This is a genomic window from Micromonospora sp. WMMD1120 (assembly GCF_029626235.1).
GTDB lineage: Bacteria > Actinomycetota > Actinomycetes > Mycobacteriales > Micromonosporaceae > Micromonospora.
In genome coordinates this window covers 4,600,041-4,617,088 of sequence record NZ_JARUBO010000005.1, presented here as the reverse complement: position 1 = coordinate 4,617,088, position 17,048 = coordinate 4,600,041, and the positions used below count along the sequence as shown (strand labels likewise).

At 69.2% G+C, this 17,048-nt stretch carries 13 protein-coding genes; 7 read left to right on the top strand and 6 right to left on the bottom strand.

What is annotated here, in order from left to right:
* Positions 1 to 232 precede the first annotated feature (232 nt).
* Genes O7634_RS21550 through O7634_RS21535 form a run of 4 tightly spaced genes read left to right on the top strand, consistent with a single transcriptional unit; the run spans position 233 to position 5,416 of the window.
* Positions 233 to 937, top strand: coding sequence for a thermostable hemolysin (locus tag O7634_RS21550; RefSeq protein ID WP_278151917.1), 705 nt, complete (start codon positions 233 to 235; stop codon positions 935 to 937).
* Complete coding sequence (locus tag O7634_RS21545; RefSeq protein WP_278151916.1) at positions 924 to 3,386, top strand: AMP-binding protein; 2,463 nt, start codon at positions 924 to 926, stop codon at positions 3,384 to 3,386. The genes O7634_RS21550 and O7634_RS21545 overlap by 14 nt, the downstream gene beginning before the upstream one ends.
* The gene (locus O7634_RS21540; protein WP_278151915.1) at positions 3,383 to 4,840 is read left to right on the top strand and encodes an MFS transporter; all 1,458 of its coding nucleotides are present in this window, start codon (positions 3,383 to 3,385) and stop codon (positions 4,838 to 4,840) included. Before O7634_RS21545 ends, O7634_RS21540 begins: the two co-directional genes overlap by 4 nt.
* 27 nt (positions 4,841 to 4,867) lie before the next feature.
* Positions 4,868 to 5,416 (top strand): cupin domain-containing protein, encoded by a 549-nt coding sequence (locus tag O7634_RS21535; RefSeq protein WP_278151914.1) that lies wholly within the window; start codon positions 4,868 to 4,870, stop codon positions 5,414 to 5,416.
* A 135-nt stretch (positions 5,417 to 5,551) separates the two neighbouring features.
* On the opposite strand, the gene O7634_RS21530 is transcribed toward O7634_RS21535, so the two are convergent.
* Positions 5,552 to 5,929, bottom strand: a complete 378-nt coding sequence (locus O7634_RS21530; protein ID WP_278151913.1) for a hypothetical protein — start codon at positions 5,927 to 5,929, stop codon at positions 5,552 to 5,554.
* Between the two features lie 304 nt (positions 5,930 to 6,233).
* On the opposite strand from O7634_RS21530, the gene O7634_RS21525 reads away from it, so the two are divergent.
* The 3 genes from O7634_RS21525 to O7634_RS21515 are packed head-to-tail and all read left to right on the top strand — an operon-like array spanning position 6,234 to position 10,104.
* Positions 6,234 to 6,962, top strand: a complete 729-nt coding sequence (locus O7634_RS21525; protein ID WP_278151912.1) for an NUDIX domain-containing protein — start codon at positions 6,234 to 6,236, stop codon at positions 6,960 to 6,962.
* Positions 6,959 to 8,113, top strand: coding sequence for a 5'-methylthioadenosine/S-adenosylhomocysteine nucleosidase (locus tag O7634_RS21520; protein WP_278151911.1), 1,155 nt, complete (start codon positions 6,959 to 6,961; stop codon positions 8,111 to 8,113). The genes O7634_RS21525 and O7634_RS21520 overlap by 4 nt, the downstream gene beginning before the upstream one ends.
* Positions 8,113 to 10,104 carry a hypothetical protein gene (locus tag O7634_RS21515; RefSeq protein ID WP_278151910.1) on the top strand — a complete coding sequence of 664 codons (1,992 nt, stop codon included), beginning with the start codon at positions 8,113 to 8,115 and terminating at the stop codon, positions 10,102 to 10,104. Before O7634_RS21520 ends, O7634_RS21515 begins: the two co-directional genes overlap by 1 nt.
* Positions 10,105 to 10,497: 393 nt before the next feature.
* Here O7634_RS21515 and O7634_RS21510 read toward each other — a convergent pair whose 3' ends face one another.
* The 5 genes from O7634_RS21510 to O7634_RS21490 all read right to left on the bottom strand — a co-directional run bounded on the left by O7634_RS21510 (position 10,498) and on the right by O7634_RS21490 (position 17,046).
* Positions 10,498 to 11,643: a hypothetical protein gene (locus O7634_RS21510; RefSeq protein ID WP_278151909.1), complete on the bottom strand. Its 1,146-nt coding sequence runs from the start codon at positions 11,641 to 11,643 to the stop codon at positions 10,498 to 10,500.
* On the bottom strand, positions 11,640 to 12,212 hold the full coding sequence (locus tag O7634_RS21505; RefSeq protein ID WP_278151908.1) for a sigma-70 family RNA polymerase sigma factor: 573 nt from the start codon (positions 12,210 to 12,212) through the stop codon (positions 11,640 to 11,642). Before O7634_RS21505 ends, O7634_RS21510 begins: the two co-directional genes overlap by 4 nt.
* A 169-nt stretch (positions 12,213 to 12,381) precedes the next feature.
* Positions 12,382 to 13,419, bottom strand: coding sequence for a PQQ-binding-like beta-propeller repeat protein (locus tag O7634_RS21500; protein ID WP_278151907.1), 1,038 nt, complete (start codon positions 13,417 to 13,419; stop codon positions 12,382 to 12,384).
* A gap of 129 nt (positions 13,420 to 13,548) precedes the next feature.
* Positions 13,549 to 14,691 (bottom strand): sigma factor-like helix-turn-helix DNA-binding protein, encoded by a 1,143-nt coding sequence (locus O7634_RS21495; protein ID WP_278151906.1) that lies wholly within the window; start codon positions 14,689 to 14,691, stop codon positions 13,549 to 13,551.
* Between the two features lie 786 nt (positions 14,692 to 15,477).
* The gene (locus tag O7634_RS21490; RefSeq protein WP_278151905.1) at positions 15,478 to 17,046 is read right to left on the bottom strand and encodes a glycoside hydrolase family 43 protein; all 1,569 of its coding nucleotides are present in this window, start codon (positions 17,044 to 17,046) and stop codon (positions 15,478 to 15,480) included.
* Positions 17,047 to 17,048: the final 2 nt, after the last annotated feature.

Sequence of the window (17,048 nt, the reverse complement as noted above, 5' to 3'; positions counted from 1 at the left end):
GTGGGCCGGACCAGCGGCTTTCCCTGTCAGGGGACGACTTGGGGACCTGCCGGTCGTCCGTCGGCGGCCCGTGTTGGTGCCGCTTAAGCAGGCCGCTAGCGCCGTGGGCTGCACTGAGATGGGTCACCGGCCCTTACCGCCCCGGGCGTACCAGCCCTGGGCGGGGGCGGTTCTCCGTGCCCTCATGCCCCGCTTCGCCAGCCGGAGCCACGGACCGAGGAGATACCGACACATGATGTGCTTCACCAACGCCTTTCGCCACACCCCGTTGTGGGAGTCGGCGATGACCCTGGTCCGGCACAGCTTCGCCGCGGCCTTCGGCGCAGTCACCTCCGGAGCGCCGGAAAGCTTCCTGGTCGCCTACGAGCCGTCGACCCCCGAAGGGTCGGCCGCCAACGGCGCGGTGCTGGCCTGCGTCGGCATCACCCCGGCGGCACGCGGGCCGCTCTTCTGCGAGCAGTACTTCGACGAGCCGGCCGAGCAGGTGGTGGGCGCGCGGCTGGGTCGGCCGGCCCACCGCCGGGACATCATGGAGGTCGGCCCGTTCGCGGCACAGGAACCGGGCGCCGGCGCCGAAATCCTCGCCGTACTGCCGATGTTCGCCTGGGAGTGCGGCATGCGCTACGGCCTGGTGACCGTCACCCGCCGGATGACACTGATGCTGCGCCGGCAGCGCTACACGTTCGAGCCGCTCGTCGATGCCCGGCCGGAGCGCCTGGCGCCGGACCAGCGCGAGCGCTGGGGCACCTATTACGACAACGACCCGCAGACCGGCCTGATCCGGCTGGAACACCTGGCGCCGGTGCTCGCCCAGTCAGCGGGGCGGTACCGGTCCGTCGACCTGTCGTTGCGGCGGGTCGACGACGGCATCCCGGGGGTCGACGACGGCAACCTGCGCGTCGCGGACCGGAGGGAGAGCAGCCTTGCGGTGGCTTGAGCGGGCTCTGCTCCGGCGGGACAGCGATGCCCCGCTGATCGAGGTGATGGGTCGAGCGGACGTGGTGACCTACCGGTCGGCGTTCGACGCGGCGGCGGCGCTGGCGGCGGAGTTGACCGCCGTGGGGAATCGGCGTCGTCGGGTCGGCCTGGTGGCCCACAACTCACCGCACTGGGTGGTCGCCGACCTGGCCTGCATGATCGGCGGCGCGGTCGAGGTGCCGGTGCCGTTGGCCTTCAGCGCGGATCAGGCCCGTTCGCTGCTGCGGGAGGTGGACCTGTGTCTGGTGGACGCGGCCGGTCGGGAACGGCTGGAGGCATGGGGTGACGGGGTGTTGCCGCCCGGCACACAGGTCTCGGACATTGATCTCGCGGATCTGTGCGCCCGTGGGCGCGGTCGGGTCATCAGCCCGCCACCTGGGGACTGGGCATGCAAGATCATTCACACCTCCGGTACGACGTCCGCCCCGAAGGGTGTGCGCATTCGCGCCTCGGGGTTGGACGAGGTTCTGGAGTCGCTGGACCGCCGCATTCCGGCGGCGGTGGACCGGCGCTACCTGTCGGTCGTACCGCTCAGTCTGCTCATCGAGCAGATCAGCGGCACGTACCTGACGATGCTCGGCGGTGGCACCCTCGTCCTCCTGCCGGCCGAGGTGCCGCTGCTGGGCACGGCCCCGGGTGCGTTGGCGGCCGTGACGGCACGGGTGCCGGAGGCCCGGGTCACCGCCATGCAGGGGCCACCGGCCCTGTTCGAGGCGTTCGCGCAGATCGCCGTGGCCAACCCGACGGACGACCCGCAGGCACTGGCACGGCGACTGTTCGGCACATCGACGGCGGCGTTCCTGGCCTGCGGCGGCGCCCCGATCTCCCGGCGGGTCCTGGACCTGTTGGCGCGACGCGGCGTTCCCGTCTTCGAGGGGTACGGCCTGAGCGAGAACACCTCGGTGGTGTCCTGGAACGACCCCTCGGCACCCCGTCCGGGCAGCGTCGGGCGCCCCTTGGACCACGTCGAGGTACGCATCGCCGCTGATGCGGAGATCCTGGTCCGCAGCCCGTCGGTGTTCGCCGGCTACACCGTGGACGACCCGTCCAGCTGCGAGGTCGACGCCGAGGGCTGGCTGCACACCGGTGATCTCGGCGACCTGGACGCCGATGGTTACCTGTACGTCCGCGGGCGCAAGAAGAACATCGTCATCACCGCCGCCGGGCGCAACGTGGCGGCGGACTGGGTCGCGTCCCGTTACCGGGAGGTGCCCGGTGTGCTGGCCGCCGTGGTCTTCGGCGACGGCCTTGACGAGCTGACCGGTTTCTTCGTGACGGCAGAGGACGCGAAGCCGGACGAGATCCGCTCCGCGATCCTCGCGTTCGGTGATGCCGCGCTCTCCGAGGTGGAACGCGTCCGCATCGTGCACCTGGTCAGCGTCGAGGACCCGCGGCTGGCCGGGCTGTTCACCGTGACCGGCCGCCCCGTACGGGACAGGATCTGGCAACTGATCACCGAATCCGCAACGCACAGCGAGGAGAAGACCGTGGGAAGGACCATCGCGCCGTTCGGCGCCTACGCCGGGCGTCTGATCACCGGTTCGAGCGGCGAACAGCTCGACGACGTGGACCCGCGCGAGGCGGTGGCGCTGCTGGCGGACGCGGGCTTCCTGGTGCTGAGGGGCTTCGACGCCGACATCGACCGATTCAACGGCTTCGTGAGGAAGCTGAGCAGCCAGGTGGTCGCCGACCCGGCCCGGGAGTTCGTCGGCGAGGCCGCGCAGAAGGTGGACGCGGGCCTGCTGCCTGTCGGCCTGCACCTGGAGAACGGCAACAGTCCCTTCCGACCGGACCTCACCTGGTTCTTCTGTCAGCGGGCCGCCGGTGCCGGCTCGCAGACCACCGTCTGCGACGGTTACGAGGTGTGGGAGTCGCTGCCCGCCACGTCGAGGGCCGCGTGGACCGCGCAGGACATCGTCTACTCCCGCAATGTCAGCGAGAGGGCCTGGAAGGGCCTGGCGTTGTACCTGCTCAACGGCGCCAAGGGGTACGACGACGTGACCCTGGACGACCTGCGCGCGTTCATCCGCGAGCCGGACCGCACCGAGGTGCGCGACAACGGCGACGGCTCCGTCTACTATGCACATCGCGAGCCGGCGGTGCGGAATCCCACGCTTCTGGGTGGTCGACCCGCCTGGGCCAACAGCATCTTCGGCCCGTCGTACAACTACGAGCAGCCGGTCATCACGTTCGCCGACGGCAGCGACATCCCGCAGGCGCTGCTCGACGAGGCAGCCAAGGTGACCGAGGCCGTCACCGAGGAAGTCGACTGGCAAGACGGGGACGTGGTGGTGATCGACAACAGTCGGGTGATGCACGGCAGGCGCGAGATCCTCGACCCGCGGCGGGTCGTCCTCAACGCCCAGAGCTATCTGAACGAGGAATACCTGCCCGGAGCCGGTGCGTGACGCAGGGCGCCCAGGCGCCACCGGCGGTGCGGACCGGGCCCGGTGGCCACCACCGCTGGCGTCTGCTGGCGGTGGTGTCGCTCGCCCAGTTCATGGTGCTGCTGGACACCACGGTGGTGGCGTTGGCCCTGCCGCCGATCCAGCACAGCCTCGGCGCCGGCGCCACCACGATCGAGTGGGTCGTCAGCGGCTACGTGCTGTGCTTCGGCGGGCTGATGCTGCTCGGTGGGCGGCTCGCGGACGGCTGGGGACGGCGGGCGACGCTGATCACCGGGGTGGCCGTCTTCACGGCCGCCTCGGTGGCCTGTGGTGCCGCGTCCAGCGCCGCCATGCTCGTCGCCGCCCGTGCGGCGCAGGGCGTGGGCGCGGCGCTGCTCGCACCGGCCGCGTTCTCGATGGTGACGTCGTCCTTCCCGCGGCCCCGCGAGCGCGCCACCGCGCTGGGTGTCTTCGCGGCCCTGTCCGGGCTCGGCGGCACGCTGGGCGTCGTACTCGGCGGCCTGGTGACCGACGCGTTCAGCTGGCGGTGGATCTTCTACGTCAACGTGCCGGTCGGCGTGCTCGTCGTCGGCGGCGTCCTGTTGTTCGCCGGTGGGCGTGCGAGCGCCCCCGTCGCGCGCCGGGGCCGGCCGGACGTGGTCGGCGCGATACTGGTCACCGCCGGCCTGACCATGCTGGTCTGGGCCACCATCACCATCACCGGGGACGGCTGGACCAGCCCGTGGGTGCTCGGCCCGTTCGGCGCGGCGGTGCTCCTGCTCACCGCCTTCGTGGTGCTGGAGTCGCGGCTGACCGATCCGCTCGTGCCGATCCGGCGGTTGAGTAACCGCAGCATGCTGGTCGCGACCGTCGGCCGGCTGTTGACCGCCGGCGTCCAGGCCGCGGTGCTGTTTCTGGGCAGCTTCTACCTGCAACGCGGCATGGGCTACAGCACGTTCACGGCTGGCCTGTCGTTCCTGCCGCTGGGCGTCGTCGCCATCCTCATCACTCTCGTGATCCCGCGACTGATGCAGCGGCTCGGCGCCCGGACGGTCTACCTCATGGGAGCTGTCGGCTCGCTCGCCGCGCTGGCCTGGTGGGCGTGGGCGCCGGAGAGCGGCGGGTACGCCGGGTACGTCCTGCCCGCGCTGCTCGTGCTCGGCGCCAGCATGCAGGCGTGCACCGTACCGGTCAATGTCGCCGGAATCTCCGAGGTGCCCGTCGAACTGCACGGTGTGGCCTCGGCCACTCTGACCGCGTCGTTCCAGGTCGGTACGTCGTTGGGCGTCGCGGTGGTGGCCAGTCCGGCCCTGCACCGGGTGACCGATCTGATGGTGGCGCGGACGCCGGCGTCCTCAGCCTGGTCCCAGGGCCTTCGCCTCGGCTTTGCCGTGGCCGCGGTCGTCGCGCTGCTGAACGTGGTCAACGCGGTGTTGCTGCCGGGTCGACCGGCCGGCGCGCCGCCAACCGGATGACAACGCACACACCAATGGGAGGTCGCTGTGGCCGAGGTGGGCACCGTCCTACGCCAGGGGAACACCGACACGATGACATTCCGGCACCCGGCGTCCGCCAGCGGTGGTGCCTACGTCGAGGTGGAGGCGGTCTACAGCCCCATGCCCGACATCCGGCCGCCAGTGCACAGCCATCCGAGGCAGGACGAGCACTTCGAGGTGCTCGACGGCGAGCTGCACCTCGACATCGAGGGTGAGCGGAGGGTCCTGCACGCCGGTGACGCCCTGGACCTGCCGAGAGGTCTCCGGCACACGGCCTGGAACGGAGGCGCCGAACGGAACCGGTTCATCTGGCGCACCACTCCGGCACTGCGGACCGAGGCGATGTACGAGAAGCTCTGGAGCCTCGCCGACGAGGGCAAGATGGGCCGGCACGGTTCGCCGCCGCCGGGACTGCTCCAGGGTGGCGTGCTGATGTTCGCGTACCGCCACGAGTACCGTCTGGCGCGACCGCCCTATCCGATCCTGCTGGCCGGAACCGCGGTGCTCGGAGCCGTGGGCCTGCTCTGCGGTTACCGGGCCCACGTCCCGCGGTAGGGGTACCCTCGGGCGGCCACCCGTCCGGCGTGCGAACAGCCGGCGGACACGCCGCCGTCACCGCTCGACGACGCCCACGTCAGCGTCGCTCGCCGCGGTCAGTGGGTGTTGATCCGTCGCGGGTGGGTCTGGCGGTCACGACCAGGGCTCGGTGAGTTCGCGACGGGTGTCGGCGGTGTCGGGATGGTCGGCGCCGAGCACCCGTTCGCGGACGGGCAGCAGCGCGGCGAACTGGGCCCGGGAGCCCGAACCCCGCGGCCGGCTCGTCGCCCGTCCCAGCAACCAGGCGTCGTCGGCGTTGTTGATAACCAGTAGCCAGCGTCCGGGAATGGCGGACAGCAGCCTCCACAGCAGATCCGGAGCGCCGGTGAGCCCCGGCCAGGCTCGCTGGATGTAGTGGTTGGAGGCAGCGAGATCGGCGACGAGTGCCACATTCCGGTCTGCAGGGCAGTGGCGTTCGCCGCCGAGACCCAACCAGACCTGTTCCTTGCGCTCGGCGGATCGCCTGGCCACCAGCTGAGCCACGGTGTTCTTGCCTGCCGTGCAGCACCCGTACCCGCGCCGCTGGCGGGTGCCGTCGGCGGACGAGCCCGGCGAGTTCGCCCACCATCTCGTCACGGCCCCGCGTGAATGCGGCGGGTTCCGGCACGCTCAGGGAAACCATTCCTGGTGTGCTCGGGCGTCCGCCACGGTCGACGCCTGGCCAGCGCCTGGTGAGCCAAGCGGCGAGGAACGCACTTCCGTAGGCGCGGGAAACGCCGGAATCCGACACACCGGAGGCTAGCTGTCAGAGTGACAATAAGTCTAAGGTCGGTCCATGCCTCACGATCACTGGGTGCCACCGCCGGTTCTACTGACGGTTGACCTCGTCATTCTCACCTTGCGGGAGTCCTGCCTTCATGTCTTGTTGATCGAGCGCGGGATTGAGCCCTATCAGGGCACCTTGGCCCTGCCTGGCGGTTTCCTCGGCCATGACAAGGAAGACCTCGTGACGGCCGCCCATCGAGAGCTTGCCGAGGAGGCGGGCTTGGGACCGGATCGGTTGCACCTCGAACAACTTGGCGTCTACAGTGCGCCGGATCGTGACCCCCGAGGGCGGGTGGTCTCTGTGGCATACCTGGCCATCGCCCCTCGACTACCCGAGCCGGTCGCCGGTACCGACGCATCCCTAGCGTGTTGGATCCCGGTGGAGCAGGTGTTGTCCGGTGACGTGCAGCTCGCCTTCGACCATGAGCAGATCCTGACCGATGGGGTCGACCGGGCGCGGGAAAAGTTGGAGCGCTCGGCGCTCGCCACCGCCTTTTGTGGTCCGACCTTCACGATCTCGGAGCTCCAGGACGTCTACGAGGCGGTGTGGGGCGCGCCGCTCGATGCGCGGAACTTCTACCGGAAAGTGCAGAGCGTGGACGGCTTCATCGTCCCCGCCGGGCCGAGTCGCAAGACCGATGGTGGGCGTCCCGCTCGGCTATTCCGTCCCGGGCCCGGCACGACTCTTCACCCTCCGATGATCCGACCCCCCAGCCAGCCAGACAGGGAGACAGCGTGAGCACGAACAGCCGTCTTGTCGTGATCCTCACGGCGCTGGGCCTCGAATACGCAGCGGTCCGCGACCAACTGATCGATCTACGCGTACGGCGGCACCCCGCCGGCACCCGCTTCGAGGTCGGCAGGATCAGCCAAAGCGACTGCCGGGTCGCCCTGGGGTTGGTCGGTAAGGGAAATCATCCGGCAGCGGTGCTCGCCGAGCGGGCGATGGCCGAGTTCTCCCCGGCCGCTGTGCTATTCGTGGGGGTTGCCGGTGGCCTTTGGCCCAACATCCGACTCGGTGACGTCGTCATCGGCAGCAAAATCTATGCCTACCAAGGCGGCACCAGCGAGGACGACGGTTTCAAGGCCCGACCGAAGGCGTGGGAGATCCCCCACGAGGCCGACCAGATCGCCCACCAGGTCGATAGGTCCGCCGCGTGGCGTCGTGATCTTCCCGGAGGAGCAGCCCCGCAGGTCCACTTCGGCCCGATCGCCGCAGGGGAAGTGGTGCAGGACTCGGCAATCTCGGATCAGGCCCGCTGGATCCGCCAGCACTACAACGACGCCGTAGCGATCGAGATGGAAGCGGCAGGTGTGGCCCAAGCGGGCCATCTCAACCGTGCCCTGCCCGTGGTGGTCGTACGCGGCATCAGCGACCACGCGGACGGCAGCAAGGCAGCCATGGACGGACAGGACTGGCAACCGAGGGCCGCACGCCACGCCGCCGCGTTCGCCACCGCACTGGCGCGAGAACTGATCATCGACGGGCCGGCCAGCCGAGGCGGCGCGGACCGGGACAGGAGCCCCACGATGTCAATGACCAGCCGCAACATCGCCACCGGGAACGCCCACGTCGGGGTGCAGGCCGGGCAGATCTACGGCAACGTCACCGTCGGCGCTGGCACCGATCAGCCGATCGACTTGGCAGCGAGCATCGCGAACCTGCGAACCCGCCTCAAGCAGGCCCACCTCGACGGACAACTGGACGAAGAGACCTACGCGGCCGCAGAGGCGGAACTGGAAGCGGCAACGGCATGCGTCTCGGCAGGCACGCCCGAGAAGAAGAGCGGCCTGATGGTCGCGCTCAAGCGGTTGCGGGGCCTGGTAGCCGACGTGTCTGAGCTGGCCGCGCGACTCGCGGTGATCATCGCCATGGTGCGGGATCTGTAATGACGACCTCCACCGCGACCAACGTTGCCCTAGGAAATGCCCACGTCGACGTACAGGCAGGCGTCGTCCATGGTGACATCAACTTCTACCGGCTGCCGCCTAACCCGAGTCCGCAGGAGCAGTTCGCCTTCGCGCTGAAGTATCTCGACGCGCGAGTTCGTGATCAGGCGCGCGAACTCATCGAAAAGGCGGTTGCCGGTGGGTATGTGACCACCGAAGTCCAGTTCTACCGGCTGATCGCCCTGCTGAGCGGGCGCACCCTGCGCCAACTCGCCCCCGAGGAGCTGGATCGCCTCACCGCTATCTGCACCAGCCTGCCCCATCTCGACGACCATGACGAGTGGACTGCGGGGCTAAAGGTAATCAGCCACCTCTTGGCCCCTGCCGGCGCTGCTGAACCGGATCTCGTGGTCGAAGAGATCGACGCGCTGAACCAGCGTCAACGCGACGGGATTTACGGCCATCTCGAGGCGCTACTCGAAGGCGCGATGCAAGAAGAGATGTGGCGGAAATCCGTCGCCCTGGCGAACTCGCAGCGCACAGCGAACGACCGATTCAGCCGCGTCTGGAAGTTCTTTCACCCCACACCCGCGCCGCCTCGGACCCTACCGGTGCAACCCGCTGCTGTTGCGCTGCGCGACTGGCTACGCGCCGGCGCTGGCGCGGCTGTATTCACTCTCGCCGTGGTGCAGATAATCGTGCTGGTGACAGCCCGCGGCACGCTCGAACCGCTCCTCGGTTTACTTGCCGGCCTGGTCGGACTGGCCGCGTTCTGCGTCGGTGGGGCGGACCGGTACTACCGCGGGACACGGCTACGCGCAAAGGAAGCCCAAATCCGTCCACCCCGGCAGCGACGACGAGATACACGAGCGGGAGGCTTTGCCCGCAAGGTGGACCGGCTCTTTGACCGCTACTTTCGCCGGTACGTGCCCGAAGGAACCGACCGAGCCTATTGGCTCGACCAGACGGCGGGGATCCGGCGGCACCTCCGCGACGAGGTGGTCGAGCTCTACCGGGAACAGCGCATCGATGCTGAACGGGTCGCCTGGCTCGTCCGACACCTGGTGGGCGATGTCCGAGGGCAATGGGATCGAGACACGCTGACGGCGTACCGCCAGCAGCTGCGTAACCCTCCCAGGACCAAGGCCCTCCACGTCGGAGGACTGGCCCTCCTTGTCGCGGGGAACCTCTGGGCCATTCCTGCCGTCGTGACCAGCGCACCCTTGTCCGGCACAGGTTGGTTCCTGCTCGCGGTGGCGTCCGCGGTGCCGGCGGTGCGCTCGTCGTTCCGAATCATCGCCGAGCGACGCAGGGTCGCCGACGACCATGCGGAACGCAGCGACAAGGACACGGCTCGCTGGGCGGCATACCACCGGTGGCGCCACAAGCTGTCCGACAAGCCGTCGGACACCGACATGGCCACCTGGTTGGAAAGCGACCGCAAGGTTTTGGTCGACCAGGCCATGCAACAATACCGACTCCGTCCCAGCCAGGTAATCGCACACGCCTTCATCGAGGCGCCGGCACCCTCCTGCAAGAAGGCCCGCTACCCGCAAGGACCATGGCGGTACTCCCGGTATCGCCTGCTGCTGTTTCTCCTCACTGACGACGGCGTCCGGCAGGTCAACATCGATCTCGACTTCGAAACCTCCGCAAGCCGCACCACCCAACGGCTCAACTACCGCTTTGACGCCGTCGCCGCCGTACGGATCGACGGAATCGCCACCCGACAGCAGACCTTCGAGCTGACTCTGTTCAACGGAGAGCCCATCTCAATCCGAGTAAGCGATCCTGACAACGGAACACTCCAGCACGACGAGAACCCAACCAAAATCGCTGAACTATCGCTAGACGCCGCCGGGCTCAGTCACACCCTGCACGTCCTCGAAGGCATCGCCGCCGAAGGCAAGGAATGGGTCAAGCACCGACGCCACCGGGCAGACGAGAAACTCACTAACCTCGCGAGCGCCATTCGCGGGTTGCTCAATTAGGTCAGGTTGGCATTAATCCCATTACCGAGATTGCGTTAGAGTCGACCTATTTGGAACGTGCACTTCATGGTAGTCAAGAACCAGTAGCCGCCCACCAGCAGAAACCCCGCACCGCTGACGAGGAGGATCCACCTCAACCATCGACGCTTCCGCAGCACGGGTGGATGGTAGCGGGCCGGCTGCCCACGGTTCGGCACAGCGATTTCGGACGTCTCGCGGGTACGGGTAGTCGTCATACGCCGCCGGGTCCGGGGTGGACGTCACGCGTCGATCATCGCAATCGGCACAGGCCGTGCGAACACGAGAACGACGGTGAGGCCGCCCGGAGGCGGCCCGCACCGTCATCGCGCCACCCGCTGGCATGCCGCGTGCCGGCGGGTGGGAGTTCCCGACCTACAGGTCGGCCTCCGTCACCCGGGAGGATTCGTACGTCGTGGCGGCTCGGGGAAGACCCGGCACGGTAGAGACGCCCTCGACCAGCATGCCGGTCGTGGCGTCGATGGTCAGCACCTCGCTGCCCTCGCCACCGAACACCTCGGGGCCCGCGGTGATCGTCAGCGTGGCCTTGCCGTTGGTGGTCGAGTCCGTGACGCTGACCGCAGAGATGGTGGACAGCAGACGCAGCACACCGGCGCGTACCCGCCTGTTGCCCTCGCCGGCGGACAGCGCCTGGGTGCTGTACGTCCACAGGGCGTTGTCGAAGTGCCGCTGAACGGCCTGAGGGCTGTACGGCTTCGGCGCGGCGTCGCCACCCTTCTGCTTGATGATCACCTGGGCGTCCGCCTGCCGCTTGTCCCACACCGCTTTCTGCGCCGCGGGGTCGAGGCCCACCAGCGGATCCTTGGCCGCCTTGAGCATCTGGGTCCGGCCGTCGGTCGGGCTGCTGTCCGCCGCGGCGACAGCTGCCCTGAGCAGCGGGGCGTAGCCGCCGTCCGTCATCTGGTCCTGGTCACGGGCGATCGCACGCTTGATGTCCCGTACGCTGTTGCCCGTATAGATCGCGTGACTGTCGGTGTACAGCGTGTAGACCACCTGCATCGTCTTGGTGCCGTGGACCTGCGTCGCCTTCACCAGCCACGCGTCGCCCGTCGCCGGGGCGACCGTCTTGATGGACCCGGCCAGGGTCATCAGCGGCGCGCGCTCGGCCGTCCCGTCGACGCTGGTCGAGCCCGGGGCGGCGGCTGACGAATCCGTGCCGGCCCCGACGCCCACGGGCGCCGACGAGTTGAGCACCACAGCGACGACCGCCGCCGCGGCGGCAACCCCCACCCCGGCGCCGATGCCCAATCGGCCCGCGATACCGATCCTGCGGCGGCGCTGAGGCGCCGGGCTGGATTCGTAATCCCGCGTGGCCGTCGTCGTTTCCATTGTTGAGGTCGCCTCCATGATCGTGTCCTGCGTCGATGTCGCGCCCAGCGGCCGCACGGTTCCGGGGTCGGCCATAGCCGCCCGCAGCACCGCCCGCGCCCGCTGGTACGCCTCCGGGCGTAGTGGTTCGGCGCTGTCCAACGCACCGACCAGGTCGAGCTCGTCGGTCATCGGTGCCTCTCCTTCGCGCTGTTGCGGTCCTTGAGGAGCGCGGACACCCCCGGGGCGTCGCGCAACGCCGTCCTGGCCTGGCTCAGCAGCCGCCGTGCGGTGCCGGCCGGTATGCCGAGTGCCCGCGCGGCGTCGGCCGCGGTCAGGTCCTCCCAGGCGACGAGCCTGAGGACCTCCCGCTCTTCGGGTTTGAGCCGCGTCAGAGCCGAGCGGAGCACCGCCCGTGCGTCCACACCGAGGTCCACCGCCGACCACTGGTCCCATCCGGGAGCCACGTCGGGCACGTCCGCGACCAGGTCCTCGGCCGGCCGGGACCGCCAGTAGCGCCGCAGGCGATTCAATGCCACCCCGTACAGCCACGGGCGAGCGTCGTTGTACGACCGGTCGTACGATCGCCGCGACTCGAACGCGGCAACCCAGACCTCGCCCAGGAGGTCTTCCGCCGCATCCCGCCCCACCCGGCGAGCGAGATACGAACCGACGGCGACCTCATGACGCTCGACCACCTCCACGAAGGCGTCGGCATCGCCATCCAGAGACCGGCCGATCAGATCCGCATCCGAAGCCATGGCCCTCCTCGGCAAAGTCCTGCTCCACCCTGACATTGCCGGTCGGCCGGAAAAGTGTTCAGCCGCGACGTCCGACGGCCAGCAGTCGCCCCGAAGTGACTTCGCGGGGAGCGGGCAGCGGGCTGCGGCGCGATCAGCGTTGGTGAGGTCGGCCAGGAACCGAGAGTGCTCAGATCGGCGTGGTCGAGATGCCGATCGCCGATAGGTGACCTTTGCCGATAGCATGTACCAGCGACCGACCGTCGCTAAGTAGCCGCGCGATCGGTGCCCCCAGTCCCACGCGAGCGGCAATCTCCCCGGCCTGATCCACCAGGATGAGTTGGTTTCGCGCGCGGGCAAACAGCGCACCTCCGGACACGGCGACACCCGCACTGGTAGCACCGTGCGGAAGACGCGTCACCTCGGTACGGGCACCGCGGCCGAGATCGATGATGGTGACGCCGGTGTCTTCAGCCAGCCACAGCGTCCCAGCGGTGAGGAGAGGTGGCAGCGGTGGCAGGTCACGGTCGTGCCGCCACAGGATCTCCACTTCGCGGCTGGCCGGATGCACAGCCATGACCGTGCGCCTACCGCTGACAAAGACGATGCGGCCGTCCCTGCTGGCGCTGAAGGCGATGCCGGAGTCGGGGAAGCGCACCGGCTCCGGCAGCATCCACTCACCTCTGGTGACGCCCGTCTGAGCGTCCAACAGCAGCAGCGCCGCCCGTGTGGCAGTCGCGACGAGGATCGCATCGGCCATGCCGTCCCGCTCCGGGTGTGAGGGTACGGCCAACGGCCAGGCCAGGCTGCTGCCTGACAGAGGTCCCAGGAACTGGTCTACAAGAGGCTCGCCGTTCGCCAGATCCACCCGTATCAGCGGACGGTAGCCACGCCACCCGCCCAGGAAGGCAAAGGATCCACTGACACTGACGTAGTGGCGCAGGCGCAGCTTCGGCGTCGACCACGTCCGCTGCCCGCTGTGCGCGTCGAAACAGTGCAGGACACCCGCCTGACTCAGATAGAGGCAGCGGTCCCCCGCGAGGACGGTGGTCCCCCAGCAGTCCTCAACGTTCTGCTCCCACAGCGGTGCCCCGCTCCGGGGGACCAGGCGAACCAGACGCGAGTGCCGCTCCGCTACGACGAGCCCCCCGGACGCCACCGCCAACGCCACCGCGCTCGAACGCAGATGCAGAAGCCGTGACCACAGCACCGTGAGCCGTTGATCCACGACCCTAGTCTTGCGGACGACCCCGAGGTTCTGACGGCAGGCCGCCACGGCAGACGGTGACTCCGGCGAGCGGGACAGCACACGAGGAGGTCGACCGTGGGCGGGGCTCGGCGGGCGCTGGCATCCCGGTCAGGGCCGCTGGTGTTCGAGCCGCATCACCATCACCGCGACCTGCGGGTCACGGACCTTGCACACCTCGGCGGTGTCGAGCCACCTGGTGGACCCCCGCGCCTCCAGGGCGCTCCCGTCTCCGGTGGCCACGCTCTGGGCTCGGCCGGTGACGTTGACCGCGAACAGACTGTAGACGGTGTCGGCGGACTTGCTGGCGTAGCTGTCCCCGAGGGGAACCAGGTCCGCCCGGGTGATGGCATACCCGGCCTCTTCGAGGACCTCGCGGACGGCGTCGTCCTCGATGTCGCCGCCTTCGTAACCGCCGGTGAGGGCGGACAGTTGTGGGTCGAGCGACCAGCAGGGGGTTACCTCGCTGCGCACCAGGTACCGCCGACCGGCGGGCGTGTCGTGGTAGGGCAGGACGGCGACGATGCGGCCCTGACAGCGGTCCTCGTGGCTGAACACGTACCCGTCGATCCCTCGGTCGGGGGCGTAGACAGTCCGCAGGGACAGCCAGGGATTCTCAAACAAGACCTTGATCATGTGTCCTCCCGGTTGGTTCAGGCGGGTGCGCTCCTCGGTCACTGAACTTGAGCCTTGCTCGTCTACGAATCGAGCGTGGCGGGCATGTTGAAGGCGGCAACGTGATGGGCACCGATGAAGGCATTTGCTCTCCACGATCTTGCCGTTCTCGATCCGGAGTACGTCGACGACCAACGCCTCGTAGTGCGGGCTGCCGGGCCGGCGGAGATAGTTGATCAGTGTCGGGCGTCCGTTGGCCGAGGTGGGGAGCGTACGCCAGTCCGGCGCTCGGCCGAGGAACTCCGCGGCCGCGTCGATCCCGACGACCGGCGGCTCGGGCGGCATCGTGATCCGTACGTCCTCGGCGAGCAGCGTCCGGATCGTCTCCGGGTCCTTCGCGTTGGCGTAGCGGCGCAGGATCTCTTTGTCCGTGCTGGTGAGCTGCGGACGGCACCAGTCCTGTGGGTTCGACGGAGCGCGCCGCCGGAGGGTGTGGCGGGCCCGCTGGAGGAGACTGTTGACGGCCGCTACGACCGTGTCGAGCGCGGCGGCGATCTCCTGCGGCGTCCAGCCGTGGACGTCGCGCAGCACGAAGGCCGCCCGCTGCCGCGGCGGCAGGTACATGAGCGCGGCGATCACGGCCAGCTCGACGGTCTCCCGGGCGGCGAGAGCGGTCTGCGGATCGTCGGTCAGCAGGGCGTCGGGATAGGGACCGAGCTCGGTGGACCATTCCAGCGGGTCACCGTACGGTGTCGTCCGGCGACCGGCCGCCTTGCGGCTGTCGAGAAAGACGTTCGTGGCGATCCGGTAGAACCAGGTGCGCGCCGATGCCCGACTCGCCGGAGGGCTGGCCGCGGCTCACCGGGCACCCGTGGCGTCTCAACGGCCGCCCCACCGCGCAGTGGTCACGCCCCGGGATCGCACCGTGATGACGTGCTGACGATCCAGGTGATCATGCTCGGATCGCCGCGGCCGAACGTGCGAGCGCGCACTCGGCCAACCGGCTCTGGGAGTTGCCGGCAGGACCAGCAACTCCCCGCCGTCGCGGGACTCAGTGCGGCGGTCCTCACCGATGGGCCCGCGGGTTCGCGCCAGCTGGTGCACCAAATTCCGACCCGTTGCCGGACCAGGAACCAGTCCGTGCACTTCCGCACCTTGGCGCCGCTGCGGTACGTGGTCACCCGTCTTGCCACGAAGCAGACAGCTACCGACTCCGGTGGTGATGGCACCGCTCGGGCATCGATACACGAGGTCTCGTTGACCAGTCGCACCCAACCACCTCGCCGACCGCATCCGCCGCCACCGCGTACCGCTCCGGCCCGGTCCACCGGCGCTGTCGGCCGAGGCGCTCCGCGCGCTTAGGTGACATTCGGCACGGGCGACGCCCAGACGCCGAGCCTTGGATCGGCCGGCGGGGGCGTGCCGTCAGGCGACGGTAGCCGGGCCCGCTCCGGCGTCCGGCTCCGCCCGGTAGTCGAACCAGTCGAAGGCGGCTGTGCCCTCGGTGACGTACATGCCGACAACCCGGCCGGTGAAACCCCCCGCCACCTCGGTCGACAGGTAGCGGCCGTCGAGGGCGGCGAGCACGGTGGGACCGTCGCCGGCGTCGACCGAGAACGTCACCGTGTCTGGGCCCGCGGCCCGGATTCCGAGTGGCCCCGACCGCCGGGCGAACTGCTCGGCCGAGGTGACCGTCGGCGGGAGCGGGTTGGTCGACCGGGCGGTGACGGCCAAGTCCACCGGGCCGGGCGGTACGGCGCACTCGGCGACGCTCTGGCGCAGTGGGCCGATGCGGGCCCACACCCGCGCCGTACCGTCAAAAATCTCCAGGTCGTAGTGGTGGGCCTCGTCGATCCGGACGGTCAGGCCGGCGCGGCCATCGGTTTCCATCCGTACGCAGGCCCGGCAGTCGTGGTGCTGCGGACGCCGCCCCACGATGGTGGCGCCCGGCCGGTCCAGCGTCGGACCAAGGGCGGTGAGGGTGAGCCAGCCGGGCCTCTCGGTGAGCGACCAGCTTCCGTCCGGACGGCTGCGCGGTGAGATCCACGATGGATCGAGCCGGTCGGCGTCGAAGTCGTCGCGGACGTCAAGCGCCGCGGGCGCCGCCGGTGCCGCGACGCCGGGTGGCATCGGCACCTCCTCGTCGACCGGCCCGACGACCGGCCAGCCGTCCTCCCACCGCACGGGGGCGAGCATGGTCTCCCGTCCGAGCACGTGGAACGGCGGCCGCTGTCCCTTGGGTCGGATGCCCAGTAGCACCATCCACCAGTTGCCGCTCGGGTCGTCGACCAGGTCGGCGTGACCGGTGGCCTGGATCGGTCGCCGCAGGCCGCGGTGGGTGAGGATCGGGTTGACCGGAGCCGGCTCGAACGGTCCACGGACGCTGCGGGACCGGGCCACCGACACCGCGTGCCCGGTGTGCGTGCCGCCCTCGGTGAGCAACAGGTACCACCAGTCGCCGATCCGGTAGAGGTGCGGACTTTCCGGATACTGGCCGCCGGTACCGGACCACAGCGGGATTGGTCCTTCGAACACCTCGCCGGCGGCCGGGTCGATGCGGTAGTTCGATGTGCCGGCCAGGGTGAGCCAGCAGTTGTCGTCCTCATTCCAGGTCAGCGACGGGTCGATGAGCGGGAGTTCGAAGTGGACCGGCTCCGACCACGGCCCGGCCGGGTCGGTCGCGGTGACGATCAGATGCCGCCAGATCCGAACATTGGTGGTCACCAGGTAGAAGATGCCGTTGTGGTGGCGGATCGTCGGCGCGAAGATGCCCCGCGACGCGTAGGTGTCAGCCGGCAGGTCGAGCTGGCTCGGCCGATCCAACACGTTGCCGATCTGCCGCCAGGAAATCAAATCGCGGCTGTGGAAAATCGGCACGCCGGGGAAGTACTCGAAGCTCGAACAGACCAGGTAGTAGTCCTCGCCGACCCGACAGACGCTGGGGTCCGGAAAGAATCCGGGAATCACGGGATTGCGGAAGGTCGCAGGTGACACGT